The 25487-nt window shown below is 60.3% G+C and carries 25 protein-coding genes and 1 other RNA gene; 12 read left to right on the top strand and 14 right to left on the bottom strand.

Going from position 1 to position 25487, the window contains the following annotated elements; genetic code table 11:
* Positions 1–127: 127 nt before the first annotated feature.
* The 6 genes from FPT12_RS00895 to FPT12_RS00865 form a co-directional block, all read right to left on the bottom strand.
* Positions 128–1744: an iron ABC transporter permease gene (locus FPT12_RS00895; RefSeq protein WP_145014227.1), complete on the bottom strand. Its 1617-nt coding sequence runs from the start codon at positions 1742–1744 to the stop codon at positions 128–130.
* A gap of 150 nt (positions 1745–1894) precedes the next feature.
* Positions 1895–2896, bottom strand: coding sequence for an extracellular solute-binding protein (locus FPT12_RS00890; RefSeq protein WP_145014226.1), 1002 nt, complete (start codon positions 2894–2896; stop codon positions 1895–1897).
* A 155-nt stretch (positions 2897–3051) separates the two neighbouring features.
* Entirely contained in the window at positions 3052–4269 is a 1218-nt protein-coding gene (locus FPT12_RS00885) for a 2-octaprenyl-3-methyl-6-methoxy-1,4-benzoquinol hydroxylase (protein WP_178098572.1), read from the bottom strand.
* 106 nt (positions 4270–4375) lie between these two features.
* Entirely contained in the window at positions 4376–5563 is a 1188-nt protein-coding gene (gene ubiH / locus FPT12_RS00875) for a 2-octaprenyl-6-methoxyphenyl hydroxylase (protein WP_145014224.1), read from the bottom strand.
* Positions 5560–6894, bottom strand: a complete 1335-nt coding sequence (gene pepP, locus FPT12_RS00870) for a Xaa-Pro aminopeptidase (protein WP_145014223.1) — start codon at positions 6892–6894, stop codon at positions 5560–5562. Before pepP ends, ubiH begins: the two co-directional genes overlap by 4 nt.
* Positions 6895–6921: 27 nt before the next feature.
* On the bottom strand, positions 6922–7482 hold the full coding sequence (locus tag FPT12_RS00865) for a YecA family protein (RefSeq protein WP_145014222.1): 561 nt from the start codon (positions 7480–7482) through the stop codon (positions 6922–6924).
* Positions 7483–7603: 121 nt separating this feature from the next.
* Here FPT12_RS00865 and FPT12_RS00860 point away from each other — a divergent pair, with 121 nt between their 5' ends.
* The 4 genes from FPT12_RS00860 to FPT12_RS00845 all read left to right on the top strand — a co-directional run bounded on the left by FPT12_RS00860 (position 7604) and on the right by FPT12_RS00845 (position 9031).
* The gene (locus FPT12_RS00860) at positions 7604–7813 is read left to right on the top strand and encodes a TIGR02449 family protein (RefSeq protein WP_007982902.1); all 210 of its coding nucleotides are present in this window, start codon (positions 7604–7606) and stop codon (positions 7811–7813) included.
* Positions 7810–8127 (top strand): cell division protein ZapA, encoded by a 318-nt coding sequence (locus FPT12_RS00855; protein ID WP_019694181.1) that lies wholly within the window; start codon positions 7810–7812, stop codon positions 8125–8127. The genes FPT12_RS00860 and FPT12_RS00855 overlap by 4 nt, the downstream gene beginning before the upstream one ends.
* 30 nt (positions 8128–8157) lie before the next feature.
* Positions 8158–8336: non-coding RNA, 6S RNA (gene ssrS, locus FPT12_RS00850), on the top strand.
* 89 nt (positions 8337–8425) lie between these two features.
* Complete coding sequence (locus FPT12_RS00845) at positions 8426–9031, top strand: 5-formyltetrahydrofolate cyclo-ligase (RefSeq protein WP_145014476.1); 606 nt, start codon at positions 8426–8428, stop codon at positions 9029–9031.
* Between the two features lie 42 nt (positions 9032–9073).
* Here the strand turns inward: FPT12_RS00845 and FPT12_RS27565 are convergent, their stop codons facing one another.
* Positions 9074–9232 carry a hypothetical protein gene (locus tag FPT12_RS27565; protein WP_178098566.1) on the bottom strand — a complete coding sequence of 53 codons (159 nt, stop codon included), beginning with the start codon at positions 9230–9232 and terminating at the stop codon, positions 9074–9076.
* A 198-nt stretch (positions 9233–9430) separates the two neighbouring features.
* Between FPT12_RS27565 and FPT12_RS00840 the strand changes: the two genes are divergently transcribed.
* From FPT12_RS00840 to FPT12_RS00825, 4 genes are all read left to right on the top strand, one after another.
* Positions 9431–9880, top strand: coding sequence for an EVE domain-containing protein (locus FPT12_RS00840; protein WP_145014221.1), 450 nt, complete (start codon positions 9431–9433; stop codon positions 9878–9880).
* Between the two features lie 122 nt (positions 9881–10002).
* Positions 10003–10968 carry an HlyD family secretion protein gene (locus FPT12_RS00835; RefSeq protein ID WP_145014220.1) on the top strand — a complete coding sequence of 322 codons (966 nt, stop codon included), beginning with the start codon at positions 10003–10005 and terminating at the stop codon, positions 10966–10968.
* Complete coding sequence (gene rbbA, locus FPT12_RS00830) at positions 10965–13688, top strand: ribosome-associated ATPase/putative transporter RbbA (protein WP_145014219.1); 2724 nt, start codon at positions 10965–10967, stop codon at positions 13686–13688. The genes FPT12_RS00835 and rbbA overlap by 4 nt, the downstream gene beginning before the upstream one ends.
* Positions 13688–14806, top strand: a complete 1119-nt coding sequence (locus tag FPT12_RS00825) for an ABC transporter permease (protein ID WP_145014218.1) — start codon at positions 13688–13690, stop codon at positions 14804–14806. Before rbbA ends, FPT12_RS00825 begins: the two co-directional genes overlap by 1 nt.
* A 43-nt stretch (positions 14807–14849) precedes the next feature.
* Here FPT12_RS00825 and FPT12_RS00820 read toward each other — a convergent pair whose 3' ends face one another.
* Positions 14850–15257, bottom strand: a complete 408-nt coding sequence (locus FPT12_RS00820; protein WP_054594575.1) for a flagellar basal body-associated protein FliL — start codon at positions 15255–15257, stop codon at positions 14850–14852.
* A gap of 151 nt (positions 15258–15408) precedes the next feature.
* Between FPT12_RS00820 and FPT12_RS00815 the strand changes: the two genes are divergently transcribed.
* The 3 genes from FPT12_RS00815 to glpT all read left to right on the top strand — a co-directional run bounded on the left by FPT12_RS00815 (position 15409) and on the right by glpT (position 18567).
* The gene (locus tag FPT12_RS00815; RefSeq protein ID WP_145014217.1) at positions 15409–16386 is read left to right on the top strand and encodes an NADPH:quinone oxidoreductase family protein; all 978 of its coding nucleotides are present in this window, start codon (positions 15409–15411) and stop codon (positions 16384–16386) included.
* A gap of 51 nt (positions 16387–16437) precedes the next feature.
* Positions 16438–17052: a flagellar basal body-associated protein FliL gene (locus tag FPT12_RS00810; RefSeq protein WP_145014216.1), complete on the top strand. Its 615-nt coding sequence runs from the start codon at positions 16438–16440 to the stop codon at positions 17050–17052.
* A 165-nt stretch (positions 17053–17217) separates the two neighbouring features.
* On the top strand, positions 17218–18567 hold the full coding sequence (gene glpT / locus FPT12_RS00805) for a glycerol-3-phosphate transporter (RefSeq protein WP_145014215.1): 1350 nt from the start codon (positions 17218–17220) through the stop codon (positions 18565–18567).
* Here the strand turns inward: glpT and FPT12_RS00800 are convergent.
* Positions 18564–19202 carry a gamma-glutamylcyclotransferase gene (locus tag FPT12_RS00800; protein WP_145014214.1) on the bottom strand — a complete coding sequence of 213 codons (639 nt, stop codon included), beginning with the start codon at positions 19200–19202 and terminating at the stop codon, positions 18564–18566. The genes glpT and FPT12_RS00800 overlap by 4 nt on opposite strands.
* A gap of 341 nt (positions 19203–19543) precedes the next feature.
* Between FPT12_RS00800 and FPT12_RS00795 the strand changes: the two genes are divergently transcribed.
* Positions 19544–20023 carry a sn-glycerol-3-phosphate transporter gene (locus FPT12_RS00795; protein WP_145014213.1) on the top strand — a complete coding sequence of 160 codons (480 nt, stop codon included), beginning with the start codon at positions 19544–19546 and terminating at the stop codon, positions 20021–20023.
* Here FPT12_RS00795 and FPT12_RS00790 read toward each other — a convergent pair.
* The 5 genes from FPT12_RS00790 to FPT12_RS00770 form a co-directional block, all read right to left on the bottom strand.
* Complete coding sequence (locus FPT12_RS00790; protein ID WP_145014212.1) at positions 20020–21006, bottom strand: CDP-6-deoxy-delta-3,4-glucoseen reductase; 987 nt, start codon at positions 21004–21006, stop codon at positions 20020–20022. The genes FPT12_RS00795 and FPT12_RS00790 overlap by 4 nt on opposite strands.
* Positions 21006–22472 carry a 4-hydroxy-3-polyprenylbenzoate decarboxylase gene (ubiD, locus tag FPT12_RS00785; RefSeq protein ID WP_019694194.1) on the bottom strand — a complete coding sequence of 489 codons (1467 nt, stop codon included), beginning with the start codon at positions 22470–22472 and terminating at the stop codon, positions 21006–21008. Before ubiD ends, FPT12_RS00790 begins: the two co-directional genes overlap by 1 nt.
* A 141-nt stretch (positions 22473–22613) precedes the next feature.
* Complete coding sequence (gene rho, locus FPT12_RS00780) at positions 22614–23873, bottom strand: transcription termination factor Rho (RefSeq protein ID WP_007899384.1); 1260 nt, start codon at positions 23871–23873, stop codon at positions 22614–22616.
* Positions 23874–24122: 249 nt separating this feature from the next.
* Positions 24123–24452: a thioredoxin TrxA gene (trxA, locus tag FPT12_RS00775; RefSeq protein ID WP_003206727.1), complete on the bottom strand. Its 330-nt coding sequence runs from the start codon at positions 24450–24452 to the stop codon at positions 24123–24125.
* 120 nt (positions 24453–24572) lie between these two features.
* Positions 24573–25277, bottom strand: coding sequence for a FadR/GntR family transcriptional regulator (locus tag FPT12_RS00770; protein ID WP_145014211.1), 705 nt, complete (start codon positions 25275–25277; stop codon positions 24573–24575).
* Positions 25278–25487: the final 210 nt, after the last annotated feature.

The raw sequence follows: 25487 nt of genomic DNA, 5'->3' as shown, positions 1-25487 counted from the left end.
TACGGACAGGCGCTGCATGGTTGAAAGCCTTGAAGTAGAAGGCTTCCAGCCTATTTCAGCGACCCGGTCTGAAGGACGATCCGCACCGAATGCCGCGCATTGTAGCCGCAAGGTGTAGGACTGGCACCTAGCCGTTTTGATGTGCCGAACGTCGAATCAAGCCGATGACTGGCAACAGGCCTACCAGAATCAGTGTCAGCGCAGGCAACGACGCCCGCGCCCACTCGCCTTCGCTGGTCATTTCGAAGATCCGCACCGCCAGCGTGTCCCAGCCAAACGGGCGCATCAGCAAGGTTGCGGGCATTTCCTTGAGCACATCGACGAACACCAGCAGCGCCGCGCTCAACGTGCCGGGCAGCAGCAACGGCAGATACACTTTGAAAAACAGTCGTGGCCCACTGACACCCAAACAGCGTGCAGCTTCTGGCAACGACGGACGGATCCGCGCCAGGCTATTTTCCAACGGGCCGTAGGCCACCGCGATAAAGCGCACCAGATACGCCAGCAACAACGCCGACAGGCTGCCCAGCAGCAACGGTTTGCCCGCGCCGCCAAGCCAGTCCGATAGCGGCACCACCAGTTCACGGTCCAGGTAACTGAACGCCAGCATGATCGATACCGCCAGCACCGATCCGGGCAAGGCGTAGCCGATATTGGCCAGACTGACCCCGGAACGAATCGTCCGGGTCGGAGCCAGGCGCCGGGCAAACGCCAGCAGCAGCGCGACGCTGACGGTAATCAGCGCTGCCATGGCGCCCAGGTACAACGTATGGATGATCAGCCCGGCGTAACGCTCATCCAGGTCGAAGCGCCCGCGCTGCCAGAACCACGCCACCAGTTGCAGCAATGGAATGACAAACGCGCAGGCAAATACCAGCCCGCACCAACTGCTGGCGGCCACAGCCTTGAACCCGCGCAGGTGATAAAGCGCCTTGCCCCGTGGCCGCTCGTTGCTCGCCCGGCTGGCGCCACGCGCACGCCGCTCGCCATACAGCAGCAACATCACCACCAGCAGCAACAGGCTGGCCAGTTGCGCGGCGCTCGACAGGCTGAAAAAGCCGTACCAGGTTTTGTAGATCGCCGTGGTGAAGGTGTCGAAGTTGAACACCGACACTGCGCCGAAATCCGCCAGCGTCTCCATCAACGCCAAGGCCACACCGGCACCAATCGCCGGTCGGGCCATCGGCAAGGCCACGCGCCAGAATGCTTGCCACGGTGATTGGCCAAGCACGCGTGCAGCCTCCATCAGACCTTTGCCCTGGGCCAGAAACGCCGTGCGCGCCAGCAAATAGACGTAGGGATAGAACACCAGCACCAATACCAGAATCACCCCGCCCGTAGAACGGACGCGCGGCAGCCGCAAGCCACTGCCAAACCACTCGCGAAGCAGGGTTTGCACGGGGCCTGAGAAATCCAGCAGCCCGACAAAAACGAACGCCAGCACATAGGCCGGGATCGCAAATGGCAACATCAGCGCCCAATCCAGCCAACGTCGCCCGGGGAATTCGCAGAGGCTGGTCAACCAGGCCAGGCTCACGCCCAACAGCGTTACGCCAACCCCGACGCCGAGGATCAGCGTCAAGGTGTTGCCCAGCAGGCGCGGCATCTGGGTTTGCCACAGGTGCGTCCAGATCTGCAGGTCAACGGTTTGCCACGACAGCAGCAATACGCTCAGCGGCAGCAGCACCAGGGCGGCCACGACGAAAACTAGCGGATACCAACGGCGTTGGGCGGGATGGGCCAAGGAAAAGCTCTCTCAAATGATTGTGCCCACGCTCTGCGTGGGCACATAGCCTGTGACGCTCCGCGTCACGCTTGAAAGGGTCAGACGCGGAGCGTCCAGGACTGCATTCCCACGCAGAGCGTGGGAACGATCATCTTTAAAGCCGCAAACTCAATTCCAGCCGGCGCGGTCCATCAGGCGGATGGCTTCTGCCTGGCGCAGGCCAGCCACTTCAACCGGCAGGGTGTCCGGGATGAACGTGCCCCAGGCCTCGACTTCCGCGGACGGTTTCACCGCCGGATTGGCCGGGAATTCCTGGTTAGCGTCGGCGAAGATCTTTTGCGCTTCAGGTGTGGTCATCCATTCCACCAGCGCCTTGGCGGCTTCCGGGTGCGGCGCGTATTGGGTCAGGCCAATGCCCGACAGGTTCACGTGTACGCCTCGGTCAGCCTGGTTCGGCCAGAACAGCTTGACCGGCAGATCCGGCTTCTGCTGGTGCAGACGGCCGAAGTAGTAAGTGTTGACGATACCCACGTCGCATTGCCCGGCGCTGATCGCCTGCAGTACGGCGATGTCGTCAGAGAACACGTCAGTGGACAGGTTGCGCACCCAACCCTTGAGGATCTCTTCGGTTTTTTCTGCGCCGTGAGTTTCAATCAGGGTCGCGGTCAACGACTGGTTGTAGACCTTCTTCGCGGTACGCAGGCACAGACGGCCTTCCCACTGCTTGTCGGCCAACGCTTCGTATGTGCTCAGGTCCGAGGGTTTTACCCGGTCGGTGGAATAGGCGATGGTCCGCGCCCGCAGGCTCAGGCCGGTCCAGGCGTGGGACGCAGCGCGGTATTGCAGCGGGATGTTGGTGTCGATCACCTTGGAGGTGAACGGCTGCAGGATGCCCATTTGCTCGGCCTGCCAGAGGTTGCCGGCATCGACGGTCAGCAGCAGGTCGGCGGTGGCGTTCTGGCCTTCGGCCTTGATGCGCTGCATCAGCGGCGCTTCCTTGTCGGTGATGAACTTCACCTTTACAGCGGTTTTTTGGGTGTAGGCATCGAAGACCGGTTTGATCAGCTCGTCGATACGCGAGGAGTAGACCACCACCTCGTCAGCGGCCTGGGCAGTGGTGCTGATCAGGGTCAGGGCGAGGGCTGTCAGTAGACGCTTCGGTGCCAACATGGGAGCGGTCTCTCGAAATCAAAAATGAGTCGAAATGATAAGGACTCACATTTAGCTTCTCAACCGATCCCGCCCTGGAGGAGTTACCAGATGTTGCACCACCGGGGATTGATGGTGAATGTGCTCGCGAAGAGGCCATCAGCCTCACAAAGGAGTCAGGCCTTGGCCAACGCCGGCAGATCCCCGATCAATCCAAGCGCTTCGCGCACAAACAGTGCCTTGGCTTCGGGCATCTGGTCGACCATTTTCAACCCGGTATTACGCAACCAGCGCAGCGGCAAAGGGTCAGCCTGGAACAAACGCTCAAAGCCTTCCATCGCCGCCATCAACGCCAGGTTGTGCGGCATGCGTCGACGCTCATAACGGCTGAGGACTTTCACGTCCGCCAAACGCTCGCCACGGCTGGCTGCCTGCAACAGCACTTCGGCCAGAACCGCGGCATCGAGGAACCCGAGGTTGACGCCCTGCCCGGCCAACGGGTGAATGGTGTGCGCGGCGTCGCCGATCAACGCCAGGCCTTCGGCCACATAACGTTTGGCGTGGCGCTGACGCAACGGCACGCAAAGTCGCGGGTCGGCGCTCAGCACATTGCCCAAACGCCCTTCGAAGGCGCGTTCCAGCTCAAGGCAGAAACCTTCGTCATCCAGCGCCATCAGACGCTCGGCTTCAGTCGGGGTGGTCGACCAGACGATCGAGCACCAGTCTTGCTGACCGTCACGCTCCAAGGGCAGGAAGGCCAGCGGGCCGTGGTCGGTAAAACGCTGCCAGGCGGTCATTTGATGCGCCAGCGTGCTGCGAACGCTGGTGACAATGGCGTGATGCAGGTAATCCCACTCGCGGGTCGCGACACCTGCTAGACGACGCACTGCCGAGTTGGCGCCGTCCGCCGCGATCACCAGCGGTGCACGCAGCGTGCGGCCATCGGCCAGGGTCAGCAGCCAGTCGTCGCCAGAACGGCGCATCTGCTCCAGGCGCGCATTGGCCAGCAGGCCCAGGTCGCAATCATGCAAGCGATCGAGCAGTGCATCCTGCACCACCCGGTTCTCGACGATATGCCCCAGTGCCTCGGCGTGGACGCTGGAGGCCGAGAAATGAATCTGCCCGGTGCCGCTGCCGTCCCAGACGTGCATATCGGTATAAGGACTGCTACGCCGGCTGACGACACCGTCCCACACGCCCAGACGCTCGAGGATCCGCTGACTGGCGGCCGACAAGGCGCTCACTCGAGGCTCGAATGCCGACTGCGCATCGAAGGGTTTGACGCTCATGGGGCTGCCGTCGAGCAGCAGGACTTCCAGCCCGCTGTTCTGTAACGCCAGCGCCAACGCGCTCCCGACCATTCCGGCCCCGACAATCAGCAGATCTGCGCGCATTTCCATGCTTTAAGCCTGTCTCGCTTGCGGCGTGAGCCGCACGTAAAGGGTTTTATCGACCACGCTACCCGCGCCGTCCTGAGTATCGAAACACCGGGGTAGCCATTCAACCATCGGAGCGTGTTCCCAACCCCATGGCCTGCCGGGCGAACCAGCGTTTGGCCGGCGGCAACAGATCGAGGCCCAACAAGCCGATGTTGCGCCCCAGCGAAACCAGCGGCTGGGTACTGCCGAACAACCGGGTGACCTGATCGGAGAAGCCCACGGTGAGGTTCTGGTCCAGGCGCTGGCGTTCGCGGTAAGCCTGCAAGGTGGCGAAGTCGCCCGGTGCACTCGGGCTGGCGAGCAGCGCTTCGGCCAAGGCCTGGGCGTCGCGCAGCGACAGGTTGAAGCCCTGACCGGCAATCGGGTGCAAGCTGTGGGCAGCGTTGCCCAGCACGGCCAGATGCGGACGCACCTGCTCTTCGGCTTCGATCAGCGACAATGGGTATAGATTCCGCGCACCGACCTGCTTGAGCGTGCCGAGGCGATAGCCGAACACGCCCTGCAACTCGCTGAGGAAACTGCGTTCATCGAGTGCCGCCAGACGCTGCGCGTCCATGCCCAGGCGAGTCCAGACCAGCGCGCAGCGGTTTTCCGGCAGCGGCAGCAAGGCCATCGGGCCGTCATCGGTAAAGCGCTCGAACGCCATGCCGTTGTGGGCTTCGCTGGGGGTAATGTTGGCGATCAACGCACTTTGGTTGTACGGACGCTTTTTGACGCCGATCCCCAGTTGTTCGCGCAAGCCCGAACGGCCGCCATCGGCCAGCACCGCGAGCTCGCACTCCAGTAGGGTTTCATCGTTGAGGGTCAGGCGGTAGCCGTCTTCCAGCGGTTCCATGCGCGTGACTTCGGCCGGGCAGCGCCAACTGATCACGTCCTTGTCCAGGCCCTGCCAGAGGCATTGGCCCAGCCAGGCGTTTTCCACCACGTAGCCCAAGGCCGGAACGCCCTCTTCCATGGCCGACAGTCGCGCGGTGGAGAAGCGCCCGCGGTCGGAAACATGGATCTGTTTGATCGGCTCGGCGCGACGGGAGATTTCCTGCCACAGGCCCAACCGCTGATAAATTTGCCGAGCGCCGAAAGACAGCGCCGAAGAGCGCGCGTCGTAGCTTGGCTGGTAGCTGTCGCCGGGGGCAAACGGTTCGATCAGCACGATCTTCCAGCCACGGGCACGAGCCCCCGCCTGCAAGGCCAACGCCAGACTGGCGCCCACCAAACCGCCACCGATGATTGCCAGGTTGACTCGGTTCATGCCGCCTGGGTCCGTGCAGCGGCCATCAAGGCCTCGATCTCGACGACCGTTCTCGGCACACCGCTGGTCAGAATTTCACAGCCCTGTTTGGTTACCACCACGTCATCCTCGATACGCACGCCAATGCCGCGCCATTTCTTCGCCACGTTCAGATTATCCGGGGCGATGTAAATGCCCGGCTCGACGGTCAGCGCCATGCCGACTTCCAGCACCCGCCATTCACCGCCGACCTTGTACTCGCCGACGTCATGCACATCCATGCCCAGCCAATGGCCGGCGCGGTGCATGTAAAACGCCTTGTAGGCTTCGTTGGCGATCAACTCATCGACATCGCCCTGCAACAAACCGAGCTTCACCAGGCCGGCGGTAATCACTTGTACCGTCGCCTCGTGCGCCTGATTCCAGTGTTTGTTGGGCGCGATCTGGGCAAACGCGGCAGCTTGCGATTCCAGCACCAACTCGTAGATCGCCTTCTGTTCCGGCGAATACTTGCCGTTGACCGGCCAGGTGCGGGTAATGTCGCTGGCGTAACAGTCGATCTCGCAACCGGCATCGATCAGCACCAGATCGCCGTCCTTGAGCAGCGCGTCATTCTGCTGGTAATGCAGGATGCAGCTGTTGCGCCCGGCGGCGACGATCGAACCATAAGCCGGCATTTTCGCCCCGCCTTTGCGAAACTCGTAATCGAGCTCGGCTTCCAGGCTGAACTCATGCAAGCCGACACGGCTGGCCTGCATCGCACGAATGTGGGCCTGCGCGGAGATCCGTGCGGCTTCGCGCATCACCTTCACTTCTGCCGCCGATTTATACAGGCGCATGTCGTGCAGCAGATGATCCAGCGCAACGAATTCGTTCGGCGGCTGAGCGCCCAGGTTCGCCTTGGAGCGGATCACGTTGATCCAGTCCATCAGGTGGCGGTCGAACTCCGGGTTGCTGCCCATGGCTGAATACACCCGGTCACGGCCTTCAATCAGGCCCGGCAGGATGTCGTCGATGTCGGTGATCGGAAAGGCATCGTCGGCACCGAAATCGCGAATCGCACCTTCCTGCCCGGCACGCAGGCCGTCCCACAGTTCGCGCTCGGCGTTGCGTTCACGGCAGAACAGGATGTATTCACCATGCTCACGACCGGGTATCAGCACGATGACAGCCTGAGGCTCGGGGAAACCGCTGAGGTACTGGAAATTGCTCTCCTGTCGGTAAACGTGCTCGACGTCGCGATTGCGGATCGCCACGGCGGCGGCCGGCAGGATTGCGATGCTGTTGGGTTCCATCTGCGCCATCAACGCCTTGCGGCGGCGGGTGTATTCCGATTTAGGGATATGAATCATGGGCAGATGGAAGTCCCTTGCAAACGATCAGTGCAGAGAAGGTTTGGCAGCAGCGGCTTGCGCCGGTTTTTTGGTCTCGGTGAACAGCAGCAATGGCGCGACCCGCAGGTACTCCATGACTTCCATATAGTCACTTTCGCCGTCGTCGGACTCTTCCAGCGCATCTTGCACCTGAGCGATAGCAGCGAGATCCTGCAGGACTTCGGTGGCTTCAGTGCTCAACATGCTGCTGTCACGGCAGTTCAGGCCGAAACCGCTGAGGAAACCCTGGCACCATTGGCCCAGTGCAGCCGCGCGCTCGGTGAGCGGTGCGTCGTCGGACGGCAACAGCAGAACGACGGTCATGTCGTCGCTGGTCAGCTCGCCCTTGACCATCTCTTGCAGGCCGATCAGAGCGTTGCGGACGTTGTCTTGTGGTTCGCCTTCGAGCAGCTCGGCGGCATCGACCAGCCAGCCATCGGCTTCAAAACCGGCGCCGGCGCAACTGCGTCCGAGCAGCAGGCCGTGCAGTTCGGCAGGCGAGACGGGATGGCCGCTGGTGCTCAGCAGGGTGGCGAAGGCTTGATACGGAGAATTCTGAATGGGCATGGGCAGCTAGGCGCCAGACGGCGCTATGTCTAGAATGAAGGCCTTGTATCCTACATCGACAGACTCGCCAAGACTATTAAAGGCTGTCCGCCAGCAATCAGACAAATCCCGTGGAACACGTATGGAAGACACCGACTTGCAAGCGCTGATGGCCAGACTCGAGCTGCTAATTACCCGAGTCGAGCAACTTAAGAGCCAGAACGGACTCTTATTAGCTCAGGAAAAGACCTGGCGCGAGGAACGCGCGCACCTCATTGAAAAAAACGAAATCGCCCGGCGTAAGGTCGAATCGATGATTTCGCGCCTCAAGGCCCTGGAGCAAGACTCATGAGTTCAAGCAATAGCGTTACCGTGCAGATCCTCGATAAAGAGTACTCGATCATTTGCCCCCAGGAAGAGCGCAGCAATCTGGTGAGCGCCGCCCGTTACCTGGACGGCAAGATGCGCGAAATTCGCAGCAGCGGCAAAGTCATCGGCGCCGATCGCATCGCCGTGATGGCCGCGCTGAACATCACCCACGATCTGCTGCATACGCGAGAACGTCCTGACGTACAGGCCAGTGGCTCGACCCGCGAGCAGGTGCGTGATCTGCTTGATCGGGTGGATCTGGTGCTCGCCACCGATCCGGATGTCAGCAAGGGCTGATTCCCGAAGGTGGTTGCGGTATACTCGCGGCACTCCCTGGGGTGCTTGCCAGTTGACGATGTCCCTGAGCCGATTCGCACTACCCTGGAAGTTGCACGTTGGGCTGGTGTGCATGTCCGCTAGACGGAAAGCCTTAAAGCCTACTGCATCTTCCACCTTGAACTTTCGGGTTCAAGGGCTAAGTCGACAGCGGTTCATCCGGGGAGCCTGATTCAAGCCGATGCCGGTTTTTTTGCCGGCATCGGCTTTTTACGATGTCACCGCCCTGGTGCCCTCGACACTCGAACAGCCAATGACGATGACCGAACCTGCGCCGCTATCCCGCCCGCAACTTCGACGCATGCTGCGCCAGGCCCGTCGCGCACTGAGCAACAGTGAACAACGCGAGGCCGCACGCGGGCTGTATCGGCAATTGGCGCAGCATCCGCTGTTTCGCCGCGCAAAACATATTTCCCTGTACCTGCCCACCGACGGTGAAATCGATCCGCGCCTGCTGCTGCGCGCCGCTCAACGTCGGGGCAAGGCGACTTACCTGCCCGTACTCAGCGCCTGGCCGCGAACCAAGATGGTCTTTCAGCGGATTCGCCCCGGTGAAAAGCTGCGGCCTAACCGCTTTCGCATTCTCGAACCACGGGTCAACCAGGCTAAGCAACGCAAGGTCTGGGCACTGGATCTGGTGTTGTTGCCGCTGGTCGGTTTTGACGAACACGGCGGACGCCTGGGGATGGGGGGCGGCTTCTACGATCGCAGCCTGGCCTATCTGGCGCGTCGCAAGACCTGGCGCAAGCCGACGCTGCTGGGCCTGGCCCATGAATGCCAGAAAGTCGAAAAACTGGATCAAGCGAGCTGGGATGTACCGATGCAAGGAACGGTGACTGACAGGAAGTGGTATTTCGCGGACTAGACCCGGACGCCACTGCTATCAGCGGCGTCGCTTGCAGCGGTTTTAGCGCTTGTGCGGCTTTAGAGGTTGTTTCTGTTGTTGCGCGACTTCGATCGGTGCATCAGTCTTGTTCGCCCATAGGCTTTGCGCATAACCCGTGGTTACGACGCCCAGGCCGAACACAATCACTAAAATCCACAGTAAATCCGGTTTGCGTTTCATCGATTGCCCCCCTCAAGGCATGTCGCACACGATGACAGCAACGGTATGGCCAATGGCCCGTGCTTGCCGCGTCTCGCTTAAAAGTCCGGCATTTTGCGGTAACGTGAAGCGACACGCAAACGCTGGCGTCAACCGACCGTCGGTTTGTCATAAAATCGCCGGACAACGTTCCCGACCACCGCTTTCGGAGCAAAAAAGATGGCCTACTGGCTTATGAAATCCGAGCCCGACGAGCTCTCGATCAAAGGCCTGGAGAAGCTCGGCGAAGCCCGCTGGGACGGCGTTCGCAACTATCAGGCACGCAACTTCCTGCGGGCCATGGCGGTCGGCGACGAGTTTTTCTTTTACCACTCCAGCTGCCCTGAACCGGGCATCGCCGGGATCGGACGAATCATCGAAGCGGCGTACCCGGACCCGACGGCGCTGGAACCCGAGAGTGTTTACTTCGACCCGAAGGCCACGCCTGAGAAAAATGCCTGGAGCGCGATCAACGTCGCCCATGTCGAGACGTTCTCCAAGGTGCTGAAGCTCGATTACCTGAAACAGCAAACGGCACTGTCAGAGATGCCGCTGGTGCAGAAAGGCTCACGATTGTCGGTGATGCCGGTAACCGCCGAGCAATGGGCGGCGGTGCTCGACTTGCATTAAATAATGCAGAGCTGATTGGTCACCCGGTCAATCGGGTTAGGCTTGCCCTTCAGTTGACGGACATCAAGTCGCCTCGGCGCTCGTCCGTTCAAACTAGGACGTTACCGTCGCAGGAAGCCCGAATGACAACGCACAGCCGTTCTTCGATTTTTTTCGCCAGCTCTCTGATCATTCTGCTGCTGGCCGCCGGGGGCTTTGGTTACTGGAAATCGATGCATGACCGCCTGCCTGAAGGCCTGTATGTCGGCAACGGTCGCCTCGAAGCCACTGAAGTACAGATCGCCAGCAAAACGCCCGGGCGACTGGCTGAAGTGCGCGTCAATGAAGGCGACAAGGTGATCAAGGGTCAACTGCTGGCGCGCATGGACACCCGCACCCTCGAGGCTCAGCGCAACCAGGCCGAGGCCGAGGTACTGCGCGCCCGGGAGAACCTTTCTGCCGCCCAGGCCAATGTGCAACTGCGCCAGAGCGAACTATTACTCGCCCAACAGGAACTCAAACGCTCCCAGGAACTGTTCAGGCGCGGTTACGCCAGCGGCCAGATCATCGATCAACAACAGGCGCGCTTCGACACCGCCAATGCCGCCGTCGCTGCGTCCCGTGCTCAGGTTTCGGCCGTCGGGGCCGCCATTGGCGCGGCTCAGGCGCAGGTCGCCCAATTGACCAGCGAAATCGACGACAGCAGTTTGCGGGCGCCGATCGACGGCGTTATCCAGCTGCGCATGGCCGAGCCCGGCGAAGTGCTCGGGGCGGGCGGACGCGTATTGCTGCTGATCGACCCGAATGATCAGTACATGAACCTTTACCTCCCAACATCCGTGACCGGACGCCTGACAGTCGGTGATGAAGCACGGATCCTGCTCGACGCCCTGCCCGGCCACCCGCTACCAGCAAAAATCAGCTTCGTGGCGGCCAAATCGCAGTTCACGCCCAAAGAAGTCGAAACTCGCGACGAGCGGCAAAAACTGGTGTTCCGCGTCAAGCTGCGACTGACCGACCCGAGCGCCATGCCGCAGGCCAAACCGGGCATGCCCGGTGCCGGTTATGTACGCACCACCCCTATTGGCTGGCCGGCCAATCTGCAATGACCGGTCTGGCGCTGCACACCACCGGCCTCCAGCACCGTTACGGCAAACAGCAGGCACTGACCGACATCGCGTTCAGCCTGCCGGCCGGCACTCGCTGCGGGCTGATCGGCCCGGATGGTGCCGGCAAGTCGAGCCTGCTGGGGCTGATCGCCGGCGTGAAAACCCTGCAGCAAGGCCAGCTGGAAGTGCTCGGCGGCTCAATCCAGGATCGCCTTCATCGCAAGAGCCTCTACGCTCGCATTGCGTTCATGCCCCAGGGCCTGGGCGGCAATCTGTACCCTGAGCTGTCGATCCGCGAGAACATCCACTTTTTCGCCACCCTGTTCGGGCTCTCGAAAGCCGACTTCGAGCAGCGCATGCGTAGCCTGTTGCTGGCCACTGATCTGCTGGGTTTTGCCGATCGTCCTGCGGGCAAGCTCTCGGGCGGCATGAAACAGAAGCTCGGACTCTGTTGTGCGCTGATCCACGAGCCGGATTTGCTGATCCTCGACGAACCCACCACCGGCGTCGATCCCTTGTCACGGCGGCGCTTCTGGGAGCTGATCGACGATGTACGTCGCCAACGTCCGCAACTGACGTTGCTGGTCGCCACTGCCTACATGGAAGAAGCCGAGCAATTCGAACACTGCCTGATGCTCGACGGCGGCAAGCTGATCGCTACCGGCATGACGCACGAACTGGTCGCTGTCACCGCCAGCGGCAAACTCGATGAAGCGTTCACCCATTTTCAAGGCAACAGCGACCACGACAACCCACCGCTGGTCATTGCCCCCAGAACCCGCGCCAGCACCGACATTGCCATCGAAGCCCACGATCTGACCCTGCGCTTCGGTGATTTCACCGCGGTCGACAAGGTCAGCTTCGCCATCGGACGTGGGGAGATTTTCGGTTTCCTGGGCTCCAACGGCTGCGGCAAAACCACCACCATGAAAGTCCTCACCGGGCTGATATCGGCCAGCGAAGGCCGTGCTGCACTCTTGGGCAACCCGGTGAATGCCAAGGACCTGGCCACCCGCAAACGAGTCGGTTTCATGTCTCAAAGCTTCTCGCTGTATGGCGAGCTCAGCGTGCGGCAGAACCTGGATTTGCATGCGCGGCTGTTCGATTTGCCCAAAGCCGACGGTGCCCGGCGCATCAACGAACTGATCCAGCGCTTCAACCTGGGCAACGTCGCCGAACAGCAGTCCGGCGCATTGCCGTTGGGCCTGCGCCAGCGTTTGTCACTGGCGGTGGCGGTGCTGCATCGCCCGGAAGTGCTGATCCTCGACGAACCGACCTCCGGCGTGGACCCGGCAGCACGGGACGATTTCTGGCGGCTGCTGATCGAATTGTCCCGTGAGCAAGGTGTAACGATCTTCCTCTCGACCCACTTCATGAACGAAGCTCAGCGCTGCGACCGCATTTCACTGATGCACGCCGGCAAGGTACTGGCCTGCGATACCCCGGCGGCGCTGCAACAACAGTTCCGGGGGCAAACCCTGGAAGCGGCATTTGTTACCTGCCTGGAACAAGCTCAAGGCCCGGCCGAGTCACCGACGCCTGCTGTCCCCGCCGTCGCGACGATCAACCCGGTCATGCCGTTGAAGGATCGCGGCTTCAGCCTCGGACGCCTGCTGGCGGTCGCCAGTCGCGAAGGCAAAGAATTGCTGCGGGACAAAGTACGGATGGCCTTCGCCCTGCTGGGGGCGATTTTCATGATGGTGATCTTCGGCTACGGCATTTCCCTGGACGTGGAAAAGCTCGCCTTCGCCGTCTACGACCAGGACCATACGCCGCAAAGCCGCGCCTACCTGGAAGCTTTTCGCGGCTCTCGCTACTTCACCGAGCAGCCGTCCATCCGCGATGCCGCAGAACTGCATCGCCGTCTTCAGCGCTCGGAAATCAAATTGGCGCTGGAGATCCCCCCAGGCTTTGGTCACGACCTGTACGCCGGTCGCCAACCGACCGTGGCGGCCTGGCTCGATGGCGGCATGCCGTTTCGCGCCGAGACCAGTCGCAACTATGTGGAGGCCGTGCACCTGGCCAACATGGAACAACTGGCCCGGCAGAGCAGCCCTGCGCTGAATCGACAGCCAGCCGCCAAACTGGAAACCCGTTTCCGCTACAACCAGGATGTGGTCAGCGTCAACGCCATCGGGCCCGGGGTGATGGCGCTGATCCTCGCGTTCATTCCGGCCATGCTCACTGCGCTTGGGATCGTGCGGGAGAAAGAACTCGGCTCGATCACCAACTTCTACGCCACGCCCCTGACCCGCCTGGAGTTTTTGCTGGGTAAACAGGCACCGTATCTGCTGGTGAGCCTGATCAACCTCGCGGTCCTGACGGCCATGAACCGCTGGCTCTTTGGCGTGCCATTCAAGGGCAGCGCGTTGACTCTGGCCTTCGGCGGGTTGCTGTACGTGCTGGCAACCACCAGCATGGGTCTGTTGATTTCAGCGTTCACCCGGACCCAGATCGCCGCCATCCTCGGCACCATGATCATCACCAGTCTGCCGACCATCCAGTTTTCCGGACTGATCGTGCCGCGCTCATCCCTCGATGGCGCGGCAGCGGTCATGGGCATGCTGTTTCCGGCGGGCTACTTCCTCGATATCGCCGTCGGCACCTTTACCAAGGCGCTGGATATACGGCAGTTATGGCCGCAATGCCTGGCGCTGTTCGGATTCTTTATCGGGTTCACCGGGCTCAGCCTGGTCATGCTGAAAAAGCAGGAGGCCTGATGCACAAGCTCGCGCACATACTGCGCCTTGGCCTCAAGGAAATGAGCAGCCTGCAGCATGACAGCGTCTTGCTGCTGTTCCTGCTCTACGCCTTTACGGTGGCGATCTACATGCCGGCCGCAGGCTCGGTGATCGGCGTGCATAACGCCAGCGTGGCCATCGTCGACGAAGATCACAGCAACCTGTCGCGACAACTGGCCCAGAGCCTGCAACCCCCGGAATTCCAGCGTCCGGTGTTGTTACCCTATGGGCAACTGGATCAGGTCATGGACAGCGGCCAGTACACCTTTGTCATCAACGTGCCAGCCAGTTTTCAGGCGGATATGTTGGCCGGGCGCCAGCCTGCGGTGCAGGTCAACGTCGATGCCACGGCCATGAGCCAGGCGTTCATGGGCGCGGGTTACATCGCACGGATTTTCCAGCGCGAACTGTTGAGCTACAACGACCAAAGCGACCCGACCGGCAAAGCCCCCGCCCTGCTGACCACCCGTTCGCTGTTCAATACCAATCTGGAAGGCGGCTGGTTCCTGGCAGTGATTCAGATCGTCAACAACATCACCATCCTCGCCATCATCTTGACTGGCACGGCACTGCTGCGTGAGCGCGAACATGGCACGCTCGACCACTTGCTGGTGCTGCCGCTGACAGCACTGGAAATCATGCTGGCGAAAATCTGGAGCAACATGCTGGTGGTGGTGCTGTGCACCTGGGCATCGCTGGAAATCATCGTCAAAGGCGCACTGGGAGTGCCGCTGGCGGGCTCCATGACGTTGTTTTTGCTGGTGACCGCTGTGTATTTGTTCGCCAGCACGGCGCTGGGGATTTTCCTCGCGACCCTGGCCCGCTCGACACCCCAGTTCGGCCTGCTGGCCATTCCGGTGATTATTCCGATGTTGCTGCTGTCCGGCGGCAGTACACCGCTGGACAGCATGCCGCAATGGTTGCAATGGGTGATGCAGGGCTCGCCGTCGACGCACTTCGTCAGCCTCAGCGCCGCAATACTGTTTCGCGACGCCGGGGTCAGCGTGGTCTGGCCGGACTTGCTGGCGCTGAGCGCCATTGGCTTGCTGTTCTTTGCGATTGCGCTGAAGCGGTTTCGCAAGAGTCTGGCGTCCTGAACACTTCATGTGGCGAGGGGCTTGCCCCGGCGCCACAGTCTGTTTACTGGATGATCAGGTTATTGAACAACAGGTCGTCAACCATCGGCTTGCCGGTCTCGTCATTCATCACTTGCTGGGTCTGCTTCAAGGCTTCCTGACGCAGCTTCTCTTTCGCTTCGACGTTGTTCATGGCCTCAGTGGTCTGCTGAGAAAACAGCGCCACCAGCTGATTGCGAATCAACGGTTCGTTGGCCTTCACGGCCTTGACCGCGTCCTCACCAGTTACCCGCAACGCCACATCAGCCTTGTAGACCTTGAGCTTCTGGGTGCCATCCAGCCCGTAGTTCCCCACGAACGGTGGGCTCAGGCTGATATAGCTGACTTTCGGCGCTTCGCCTTCTTTGGCTTCTTCGGCCATCGCTGCCACAGGCAGAGACAGGGCCAGCATCAACATGATCCACGCTTTCACAATTCGCTCCTCATCCGGTTTGCGGCCTAGCATAACCACCCGCAGCCCAAGCACAAAGCTTATGGCTGCCTATCAGGGCCGGGCATGCTCGTTGACCCATTGACTCACACACCTACACTTATCGGCCATCACTCCCAAAGGAATAGCCCTGATGAAAGCCGTGCTGTGCAAAGCCTTCGGCCCTGCCGAATCGCTGGTGCTGGAAGAAGTCGCGAGTCCTGTCGCCAAGAAGAACGAAATCCTGCTGGACGTGCACGCGGCCGGGGTGAACTTCCCGGACACGCTGATCATCGAGGGCAAATACCAGTTCAAGCCGCCCTTCCCGTTTTCGCCGGGCGGTGAAGCCGCTGGAGTGGTGAGCGCGGTGGGCGAAAAAGTCAGCCACCTCAAGGTCGGTGACCGGGTCATGGCACTGACCGGATGGGGCAGTTTTGCCGAGCAAGTCGCGGTGCCGGGCTACAACGTGCTGCCTATCCCGCCGTCGATGGACTTCAACACCGCCGCTGCCTTCAGCATGACCTACGGCACTTCGATGCACGCACTGAAACAGCGCGGCAACCTGCAGCCGGGGGAAACCCTGCTGGTGCTCGGCGCTTCGGGTGGTGTCGGCCTGGCCGCCGTGGAAATCGGTAAAGCCATGGGCGCCCGGGTCATCGCTGCCGCCAGCAGCGCCGAGAAACTCGCCGTGGCCAAGGCGGCCGGTGCCGATGAGCTGATCAACTACAGCGAGGCCAACCTCAAGGACGAAATCAAGCGCCTGACCGATGGCAACGGCGCCGACGTGATCTACGATCCGGTAGGTGGCGACCTGTTCGACCAGGCGATCCGCGCCATTGCCTGGAACGGCCGCCTGCTGGTGGTCGGTTTCGCCAGCGGACGCATCCCGGAACTGCCGGTGAACCTCGCCCTGCTCAAGGGTGCAGCCGTGATCGGGGTGTTCTGGGGCGCCTTCGCCCAACGCCAGCCGCAAGACAACGCCGCAAACTTCCAGCAACTGTTCGACTGGTTCGCCGAAGGCAAGCTCAAGCCTCTGGTGTCGCAGCTTTACCCGCTGGCTCAGGCCGCCAATGCCATCAATGATCTGGGTCAGCGCAAGGCCGTTGGAAAGGTAGTGGTGCGGGTACGGTGAACACGACTCCCTGCTACGCTTCGAGTCTGTTTACCCATCACAGGACGGAGGATGAGCATGATGCTACGCCATTTGTTATTCGGTCTGGCCGTTTTACCTGCATTGGTAATCTCAACGCAGGCACCGGCAAATCAAAGTGACAAGACCGCTCAGGGCCTGAGAAATGTCACCGTACTGATCGTCCGGCACGCGGAAAAACCCGATCAGGGCATCGGGCTCAGCCCTCGTGGCGAGCAGCGCGCCGAGGCTTATGCCCGCTATTTCGACCCGCTGCAGCTGGGTGGCAAGAACCTCGTACCGCAACGCCTGATCGCCACCAGCGACAGCAAGTCCAGCGCGCGACCACGGCTGACCCTGACACCGCTGTCTCAGCGTCTGCACCTTCCGATCGAGCAACCCTATGCCGATGAAGAAGTCGACAAACTGGTCAAATCGCTGGGCAAGAACAACCAGGCCCCGATCGTATTGATCGCCTGGCACCACGGGCATATCGACAATTTGATCGCCGCGTTCGGCGGCAACGGCCAAACATTGACCGGGCAGAAATCCTGGCCAGAAGACGTCTATGACTGGCTGATCGTCTTGCGCTTCGATGACCAGGGGAATCTGGTCGAATCCCACAGCAAGAAGATCCAGGAGCACCTGTTGCCCGGAGATGGCAGCTGATTATCCGAATCCCCCCGCCCCTCCACCTGAAGAGCGCATGTTCATAAAAGAACATGCGTTCTCGTTCACTTCTCCGGATTTCCTTGACGACAAGCGGTGCTTTTTTCGGTAACGAAACTGTAACATTCGCATCCGAAGTCAAAACAAGAAATCTGGAGCTCTTGAATGTTTGCTTTTTTTCGTCCTGCCGCCCATCAGGCTCCATTGCCTGAAGAACACGTAGACAGCACCTACCGGCGCTTGCGCTGGCAAATCTTCGCCGGGATTTTCTTTGGCTACGCCGGTTATTACCTGCTGCGCAAAAACTTCTCCCTGGCCATGCCGTACCTGATCGATGAAGGCTACACCCGTGGCCAGCTGGGCCTGGCGATGTCGGCGATCGCGATTGCCTACGGTCTGTCGAAGTTTTTGATGGGCCTGGTGTCCGACCGTTCCAACCCGCGTTACTTCCTGCCCTTCGGCTTGCTGGTATCGGCCGGGGTCATGTTCATTTTCGGGTTCGCACCGTGGGCAACGTCCAGCGTGACCATGATGTTCATCCTGCTGTTCATCAACGGCTGGGCCCAGGGCATGGGCTGGCCGCCGAGTGGCCGGACCATGGTCCACTGGTGGTCGCAGAAGGAACGCGGTGGTGTGGTGTCGGTCTGGAACGTCGCGCATAACGTCGGCGGTGGCCTGATCGGTCCGTTGTTCCTGCTGGGCATGGGCCTGTTCAACGACTGGCACGCGGCGTTCTACGTCCCCGCCGCCGTTGCGTTGCTGGTGGCCGTGTTCGCCTTCATGGTGATGCGCGATACCCCGCAATCGGTCGGCCTGCCGCCCATCGAGAAGTACAAGAACGATTACCCGGAAGGCTACAACGCCAGCCACGAAGACGAATTCAGTGCCAAGGAAATCTTCGTCAAGTACGTGCTGCGCAACAAAATGCTCTGGTACATCGCCATGGCCAACGTCTTCGTTTACCTGCTGCGCTACGGCGTACTGGACTGGGCGCCGACCTACTTGAAGGAAGCCAAGCACTTCGACGTGGATAAAACCTCGTGGGCGTATTTCTTCTACGAGTGGGCCGGTATTCCGGGCACGCTGTTGTGCGGCTGGATGTCGGACAAGATCTTCCGGGGCAACCGTGGCCTGACCGGCATGGTGTTCATGGCACTGGTGACTGTGGCGACCCTGGTTTACTGGCTGAACCCGGCCGGCAACCCGACCATCGACATGATCGCGCTGTTCTCCATCGGCTTCCTGATCTATGGCCCGGTGATGCTGATCGGCCTGCAAGCGCTGGAACTGGCGCCGAAGAAAGCCGCCGGCACGGCTGCGGGTTTCACCGGTCTGTTCGGTTATCTGGGCGGCTCGGTCGCGGCCAGTGCAGCGATGGGCTACACCGTGGACCATTTCGGCTGGGATGGCGGTTTCGTGCTGCTGGTTGGTGCGTGCCTGCTGGCGATGGCCTGCCTGGCACCGACCTTGTGGCACAAGCAAGTCGCCAGTCAGGGCCGTGAAGCGCTCGCTTAAGCCTTGCAGCGCTTGAGCCGCGCCTCCAGATTCCGGTCTGGCATGGCGTGGCTGCGCAGGGCGTGTGCGGTCTGCTCGACATAATCGCGAGTGGTGCCGTAACGCCCGCAAGCACTTTCGAACACCTGGCTCAGCACATGGTCCGGCACGTTACCGGCATAGCTGGGCAGGTGCCGCTCCAACACAAACCCCAATGCCTGAACCTTGCTTCCGTCTTCCAGACGGCAATTGAGCCAGTGCGGGCGATAAGACGGCACCGGCATTTCGCGCTGCCAAAGCGCGTACAGCGATGCTTCCAATTGCTCCTCGGGTAACCGATAGGCAAAGCCGCTGCAAGAGCCTCCACGATCCAGCCCAAACACCAGCCCCGGCATTTCCGGCGTACCGCGGTGTTCGTGGGACCACAGGTACAAACCGCGATGGTAACCATGCACACGTCCGCGCACCCGCTCGACGGCAGTGCATTCCGGGCGCCAGATCAATGAACCGTATGCGAATAACCAGACCGGCCCGCCCTTGTGCCGGGCCATGGTGGCCTGCATCGAGCTGAGCAATTGTTCGTGAGTCAGCTGCGCGCCCAGATCGAGCCGCGGAGGGTAAGCCAGATTCACACAAGCAGATTCAATGGCGGTCATGGCAAAGGGTGTTCAGTCCCACAAGTATTACAGGATGTAAGCAAGATTAACGTCATAGAACATATAGCAGTAAACGTAAAACGAAAAGTGCTAAAGGACGTATGACCCTTCTATATCAAGGACTGCACCAATGAAGGAGCCCGATATATAGCCTAATACTCTTTGGGAAATTTCTTAAATACCCGAATGAAATATGCATAAACCTTGTGTCCGTTCAGAATCAACCGTCATTTAACAGATCTTTCTGACGTATTCGTCTGATACCCTGCCGCCCCTTCTTTGAATGCTGGCGTATAGCAGCCTCCACAGGCGCAAGCCGAATTACCAATAGAGGTCGCAAGATGAAAAACCTGAAAATGTACGGGCTGCTGTTACTGGCGCTGGCTACTCCGGCGCTGGCAGTCGAAAGCCCGACTCAAGCAGACAAGGGCTTCTGGTACCTGCAAGGTAGCCTCTACACCAAACACTATTCGCCAGACCCCGATCACAATAACAATCAGGACCTGATCGGCCTTGAACGCAATGAAGCATCCGGTTGGTTGTTTGGTGCAGTGACTTTTCGTAACTCGTTCAGTCAGCGCTCGTATTACGCCTATGCGGGGAAGCGTTACGAGAGCGCCGACTATCCAGTGTATATAAAGCTGACCGGTGGATTACTTCAGGGTTACAGCGGCGAGTACAAGGACAAGATTCCGCTCAACCACTTCGGCGTGGCGCCCGTGATCATTCCATCAGTGGGCGCTCATTACGGCCCGGTCGCCGCCGAGCTGGTTCTGCTCGGCTTTAACGCAGCGATGATCACCACCGGCGTGCGCTTCTAGACAGGGTTGCTTGCTTGCGGACGGGGCGCATAGGCGAAGACATCAGCGCGCATCTGATGCGCGTCCATCCCGGCGTTGACCAAGGCGTCCAGCGTGCCGTAAACCATCGCCGGCGAACCGCTCGCATACACATGCAGGGACTTCAGGTCGGGGAAATCCTCGCAAACCGCCTCGTGCAGCATGCCGCAACGCCCTTCCCAACCGCACAGATCACTGACGACCTTGTGCAGGAACAGGTTGGGCAGCTTCAGCCATTCATCCCAATGTTCGATCTGATAAAAGTCTTCCGGTCGCCGCACGCCCCAGTACAGGTGCACCGGATGCTTGAAACCCTTGGCCCGGCAATGCTCGATCAGGCTGTGGATCTGCCCCATGCCGGTACCCGCCGCCATCAACACCAGCGGACAGTCAGGCAACTCGGCCAAATGCGTATCGCCGAAGGGCATTTCAATGCGCACCATGCGATTGCGCTGCAACTGCTCGATCAGGCTGAGCGCACTGGCTTCGCGCGCCAGCACATGCAGCTCCAGATCTCGTCCTGAATGCGGCGCAGAGGCTAGCGAGAAGGCGGATTTCTCGCCATTCTCGCGCTCGAGCAGCAGGTACTGCCCGGCGTGATAGCGCGGCGGCTTGCCTGCCGGTGCCCGCAGTCGAACCCGCCAGGTATCACCGCCAACGTCTACGCATTCCGTGACCTGACACGACAGGCTGCGCACCGGTAGTTCTCCCAGCGCAAGGACGCCATCCCACAATACGATGCAGTCTTCCAGCGGCTCTGCTATGCAAGTGTAGAACTCGCCGTGATCGCGCACATCGCCGGTCTGTTTGACCCGACCTTCGACCAGCAACGCCGCGCAAACGTGGCAGTTGCCATTACGGCAGCTTTGCGGGCATTCATAGCCCAGGCGCCGCGCCCCATCGAGAATCCGCTCGCCGGGCAGTATCTCAAGCACTGCTCCGGACGGCTGCAAGGTTACACGCATCAATCTATTCCTAACTGATTCCAGATGGCATCGATCCGGCGTGTCACCGCCTCATCCTTGACGATTACCCGGCCCCACTCGCGGGTGGTTTCGCCGGGCCATTTATGCGTGGCATCGAGCCCCATCTTCGAACCCAGGCCGGAAATCGGCGAGGCGAAGTCGAGGTAGTCGATCGGCGTGTTATCGATCATCACCGTATCGCGCTTGGGGTCCATGCGCGTGGTAATGGCCCAGATCACGTCGTTCCAGTCGCGGGCATTGATATCGTCGTCAGTGACGATAACGAACTTGGTGTACATGAACTGTCGCAAAAACGACCAGACACCGAGCATTACCCGCTTGGCATGGCCGGGGTACTGCTTTTTCATGGTCACGACGGCCATGCGGTACGAGCAACCTTCGGGCGGCAAGTAGAAGTCAGTGATCTCCGGAAATTGCTTTTGCAGGATCGGTACGAACACTTCATTCAGCGCCACCCCGAGAATCGCCGGCTCATCCGGTGGACGGCCGGTGTAGGTGCTGTGGTAGATCGGCTTGATGCGGTGCGTGATGCGCTCGACGGTGAACACCGGGAAGCTGTCGACTTCGTTGTAATAGCCGGTGTGGTCGCCGTACGGACCTTCATCGGCCATTTCGCCCGGATGAATCACACCTTCAAGGATGATCTCGGCGGTGGCCGGCACTTGCAGATCGTTGCCACGGCACTTCACTAGCTCGGTGCGGTTACCGCGCAACAGGCCGGCAAAGGCGTATTCGGACAGGCTGTCCGGCACCGGCGTTACCGCGCCGAGAATAGTTGCAGGGTCGGCACCCAGCGCCACGGACACCGGGAATGGCTGGCCCGGATGTTTTTCGCACCACTCGCGATAGTCCAGCGCGCCGCCACGGTGGCTCAACCAGCGCATGATGACTTTGTTGCGACCAATCACTTGCTGGCGATAGATGCCGAGGTTCTGGCGGTCCTTGTTCGGGCCTTTGGTAACCGTCAGGCCCCAGGTGATCAGCGGGCCGACGTCGCCGGGCCAGCAGGTCTGCACTGGCAGCATTGCCAGGTCGACGTCATCGCCTTCGATGACCACTTCCTGACAGACCGCGTCCTTGACGACTTTCGGCGCCATGGCAATGATTTTGCGGAAGATCGGCAGCTTGGACCAAGCGTCTTTCAGACCCTTTGGCGGCTCGGGCTCTTTGAGGAAGGCCAACAGCTTGCCAATCTCGCGCAGTTCGCTGACGGCTTCGGCGCCCATGCCCAGGGCCACGCGCTCAGGCGTACCGAACAGGTTGCCAAGCACGGGGATGTCATAACCGGTCGGGTTTTCGAACAGCAGCGCCGGGCCCTTGGCCCGCAAGGTGCGATCGCAGACCTCGGTCATTTCCAGCACTGGTGACACCGGAACCTGGATGCGCTTGAGTTCGCCGCGCTGTTCCAGGCCGCTGATAAAGTCGCGCAAGTCGCGATACTGCATGCGTTAGCCTCGTTTTGGCCATGGCGTTCGGGGGCATGAGTTTAGCCTCGAACCCACCCGTTCAGAAGAGTGACCAGGCAATTCATCAAAGGTCAGATAGCAAAAAGCCGGGTTTCCCCGGCTTTTGCTGGCCTGATCGACTTACTTGCGTTTCATCGACAGGAAGAACTCATCGTTGGTCTTGGTCTGTTTCAGCTTGTCGACCAGGAACTCGATGGCAGAGACTTCATCCATAGGATGCAGCAGCTTGCGCAGGATCCACATGCGCTGCAGCTCGTCGTCGGCGGTCAGCAACTCTTCGCGGCGGGTGCCGGAGCGGTTGATGTTGATCGCCGGGAAGACGCGCTTTTCAGCGATCTTGCGATCCAGAGGCAGCTCCATGTTGCCGGTGCCTTTGAATTCTTCGTAGATCACTTCGTCCATCTTCGAGCCGGTTTCAACCAGCGCGGTTGCGATGATGGTCAGCGAGCCGCCTTCTTCGATGTTCCGTGCTGCACCGAAGAAACGCTTTGGTTTCTCCAAGGCGTGGGCATCGACACCACCGGTGAGGACCTTGCCGGAGCTCGGGATCACGGTGTTGTAGGCACGTGCCAGACGGGTGATGGAGTCAAGCAGGATGACCACGTCTTTCTTGTGCTCAACCAGGCGCTTGGCCTTCTCGATCACCATTTCGGCAACCTGCACGTGGCGGGTTGGCGGCTCGTCGAACGTCGAGGCAACCACTTCGCCGCGCACGGTGCGCTGCATTTCGGTTACTTCTTCCGGACGTTCGTCGATCAGCAGCACGATCAGATGAACTTCTGGGTTGTTACGCGCGATGTTGGCAGCGATGTTCTGCAGCATGATCGTCTTGCCCGCTTTTGGCGGAGCAACGATCAGACCGCGCTGGCCTTTACCGATCGGGGCGCACAGGTCGATGACACGACCGGTGAGGTCTTCGGTGGAACCGTTACCGGCTTCCATCTTCATGCGCACGGTCGGGAACAGCGGGGTCAGGTTCTCGAAGAGAATCTTGTTTTTCGCGTTCTCGGGACGATCGTAGTTGATCGTGTCGACCTTGAGCAGTGCGAAATAACGCTCGCCTTCCTTTGGAGGACGGATCTTGCCAACGATGGTGTCACCGGTGCGCAAGTTGAAGCGACGGATCTGGCTCGGCGAGACGTAGATATCGTCTGGGCCGGCAAGATAGGAGGCGTCTGCAGAGCGGAGGAAGCCGAAGCCGTCCTGGAGAATCTCCAGCACGCCATCACCGGAGATTTCCTCGCCGCTTTTCGCGTGCTTTTTCAGCAAGGAGAAAATCACATCCTGCTTGCGCGAACGGGCCATATTTTCTATGCCCATCTGTTCGGCCAATTCGAGCAGTTCGGTAATCGGCTTTTGCTTGAGTTCAGTCAGATTCATATAGGAATGACGTAATCATTTATGGAGGGGGGGGAAATTAAGCTTTTGGCTTAATGAGGCCGCGCCGCAGAGAAGGCGACAGGATCGCGTACTTGTTCGAAAAGGAGAGCGTCGGCGACGGCTTGCAGGGGGCGCTGGAGAAACCAGTGCGGGGCCGAATGTAACACCTGAGTTTCGGAGCGTCTAGCCCTGAATAACGAAAAAGCCCCGCTATTTGCGGGGCTTTTTGAATGACGCTTGCAACGACGCTTAGATGTTGGCGTCGAGGAAGGCAGCCAGTTGCGACTTCGACAGCGCGCCGACCTTGGTCGCTTCGACGTTACCGTTCTTGAACAGCATCAGGGTCGGGATACCACGCACGCCGTGCTTGGCCGGGGTTTCCTGGTTTTCGTCGATGTTCAGCTTGGCAACGGTCAGTTTGCCCTTGTAGGTTTCAGCGATTTCGTCCAGAACCGGAGCGATCATCTTGCATGGGCCACACCACTCAGCCCAGTAGTCGACCAGTACAGCACCTTCGGCCTTGAGTACGTCAGCTTCGAAGCTAGCGTCGCTAACGTGTTTGATAAGATCGCTGCTCATGGAAGTCTCCAGGTTGTAAGCAAAAAAACGTGGCCCATCATAGCCGCCCTTCCCTCGTTCAGGAAGCCGCAGATGATTGAGTCTCGCTATGGTGGTGCATGAGTTTGGGTATAGCTCAAGTCACGCCGTGGCGGGGGTCACAAAGGAAATTCCAGTGCGCAGAGCCGCGTTGCGCACGTGCTCCTGCATAGCCTTCTGCGCAGCCCCCGAAGCCCGGCGGGCCAGCGCCCGAAGGATCTTGCGGTGTTCTTGCCAGGTTTCCATGGCCCGCTCAGCCCGGATGAACGGTAGTTTCTGGCTCTCCAGAAAGAGCTCGGCACTCGCCGTCAGAATGCTCAACATCGCCTGATTACCGCTGGCCAGCAGGATTCGCCGATGAAATTCGAAATCCAGCCGCGCCGCCGCGTCGAAGTCTCCGGCGCGTAACTCGTCGCGCATCGCGACGACGTTATCTTCAAGGGCATCGAGCTCATCGGCGCTCAATGTCACCGCCGCCAACCCCGCCGCAAAACCTTCCAGGGCATAGCGCAGCTGAAAGATATCCACAGGCGAGGCTTGAGCCGCAAACGGCCAACTCACTCCCGACACTGCCGGGGATGGCTCAATTGCCTGCACGAATACCCCTTTGCCTGGCTGCACGCTGATCACTCCCAAGGCACTCAAGGATGACAACGCCTCACGTAGCGACGCCCGGCTCACGCCCAATTGCAGGGCCAGATCGCGCTGCGAAGGCAGCACATCCCCCGGCCCGAAACCCTGTTCGGCAATCAGTTTACGGATGGCATGCAGCGCCACTTCGGGTACGGCGCGGGAGATTGAATTCATGGTTTTTCAGACGAGCCAGGCCAGTGAGCGGCTAGTTGTAAAGCTAATCACCGAGTCAGGCAAGTCGTGCCCCACAGGGGTTCGGGCGCTTTGGTCGATGCCCGATCAAGGTGCGAAAAAACCAGCAACTGTTCAGACCAGTAAGACCGATCAACGCCAGGAAATCCGTGGCTCTGCAGGCATTTTGCCGGAGGTTGGCATGGGCTGTGC

It is taken from the genome of Pseudomonas sp. H3(2019) (assembly GCF_007713465.1).
Taxonomy (GTDB): domain Bacteria; phylum Pseudomonadota; class Gammaproteobacteria; order Pseudomonadales; family Pseudomonadaceae; genus Aquipseudomonas.
Note: the sequence above shows the minus strand (reverse complement) of the source record. Positions and strands in the feature narration are given on the sequence as shown.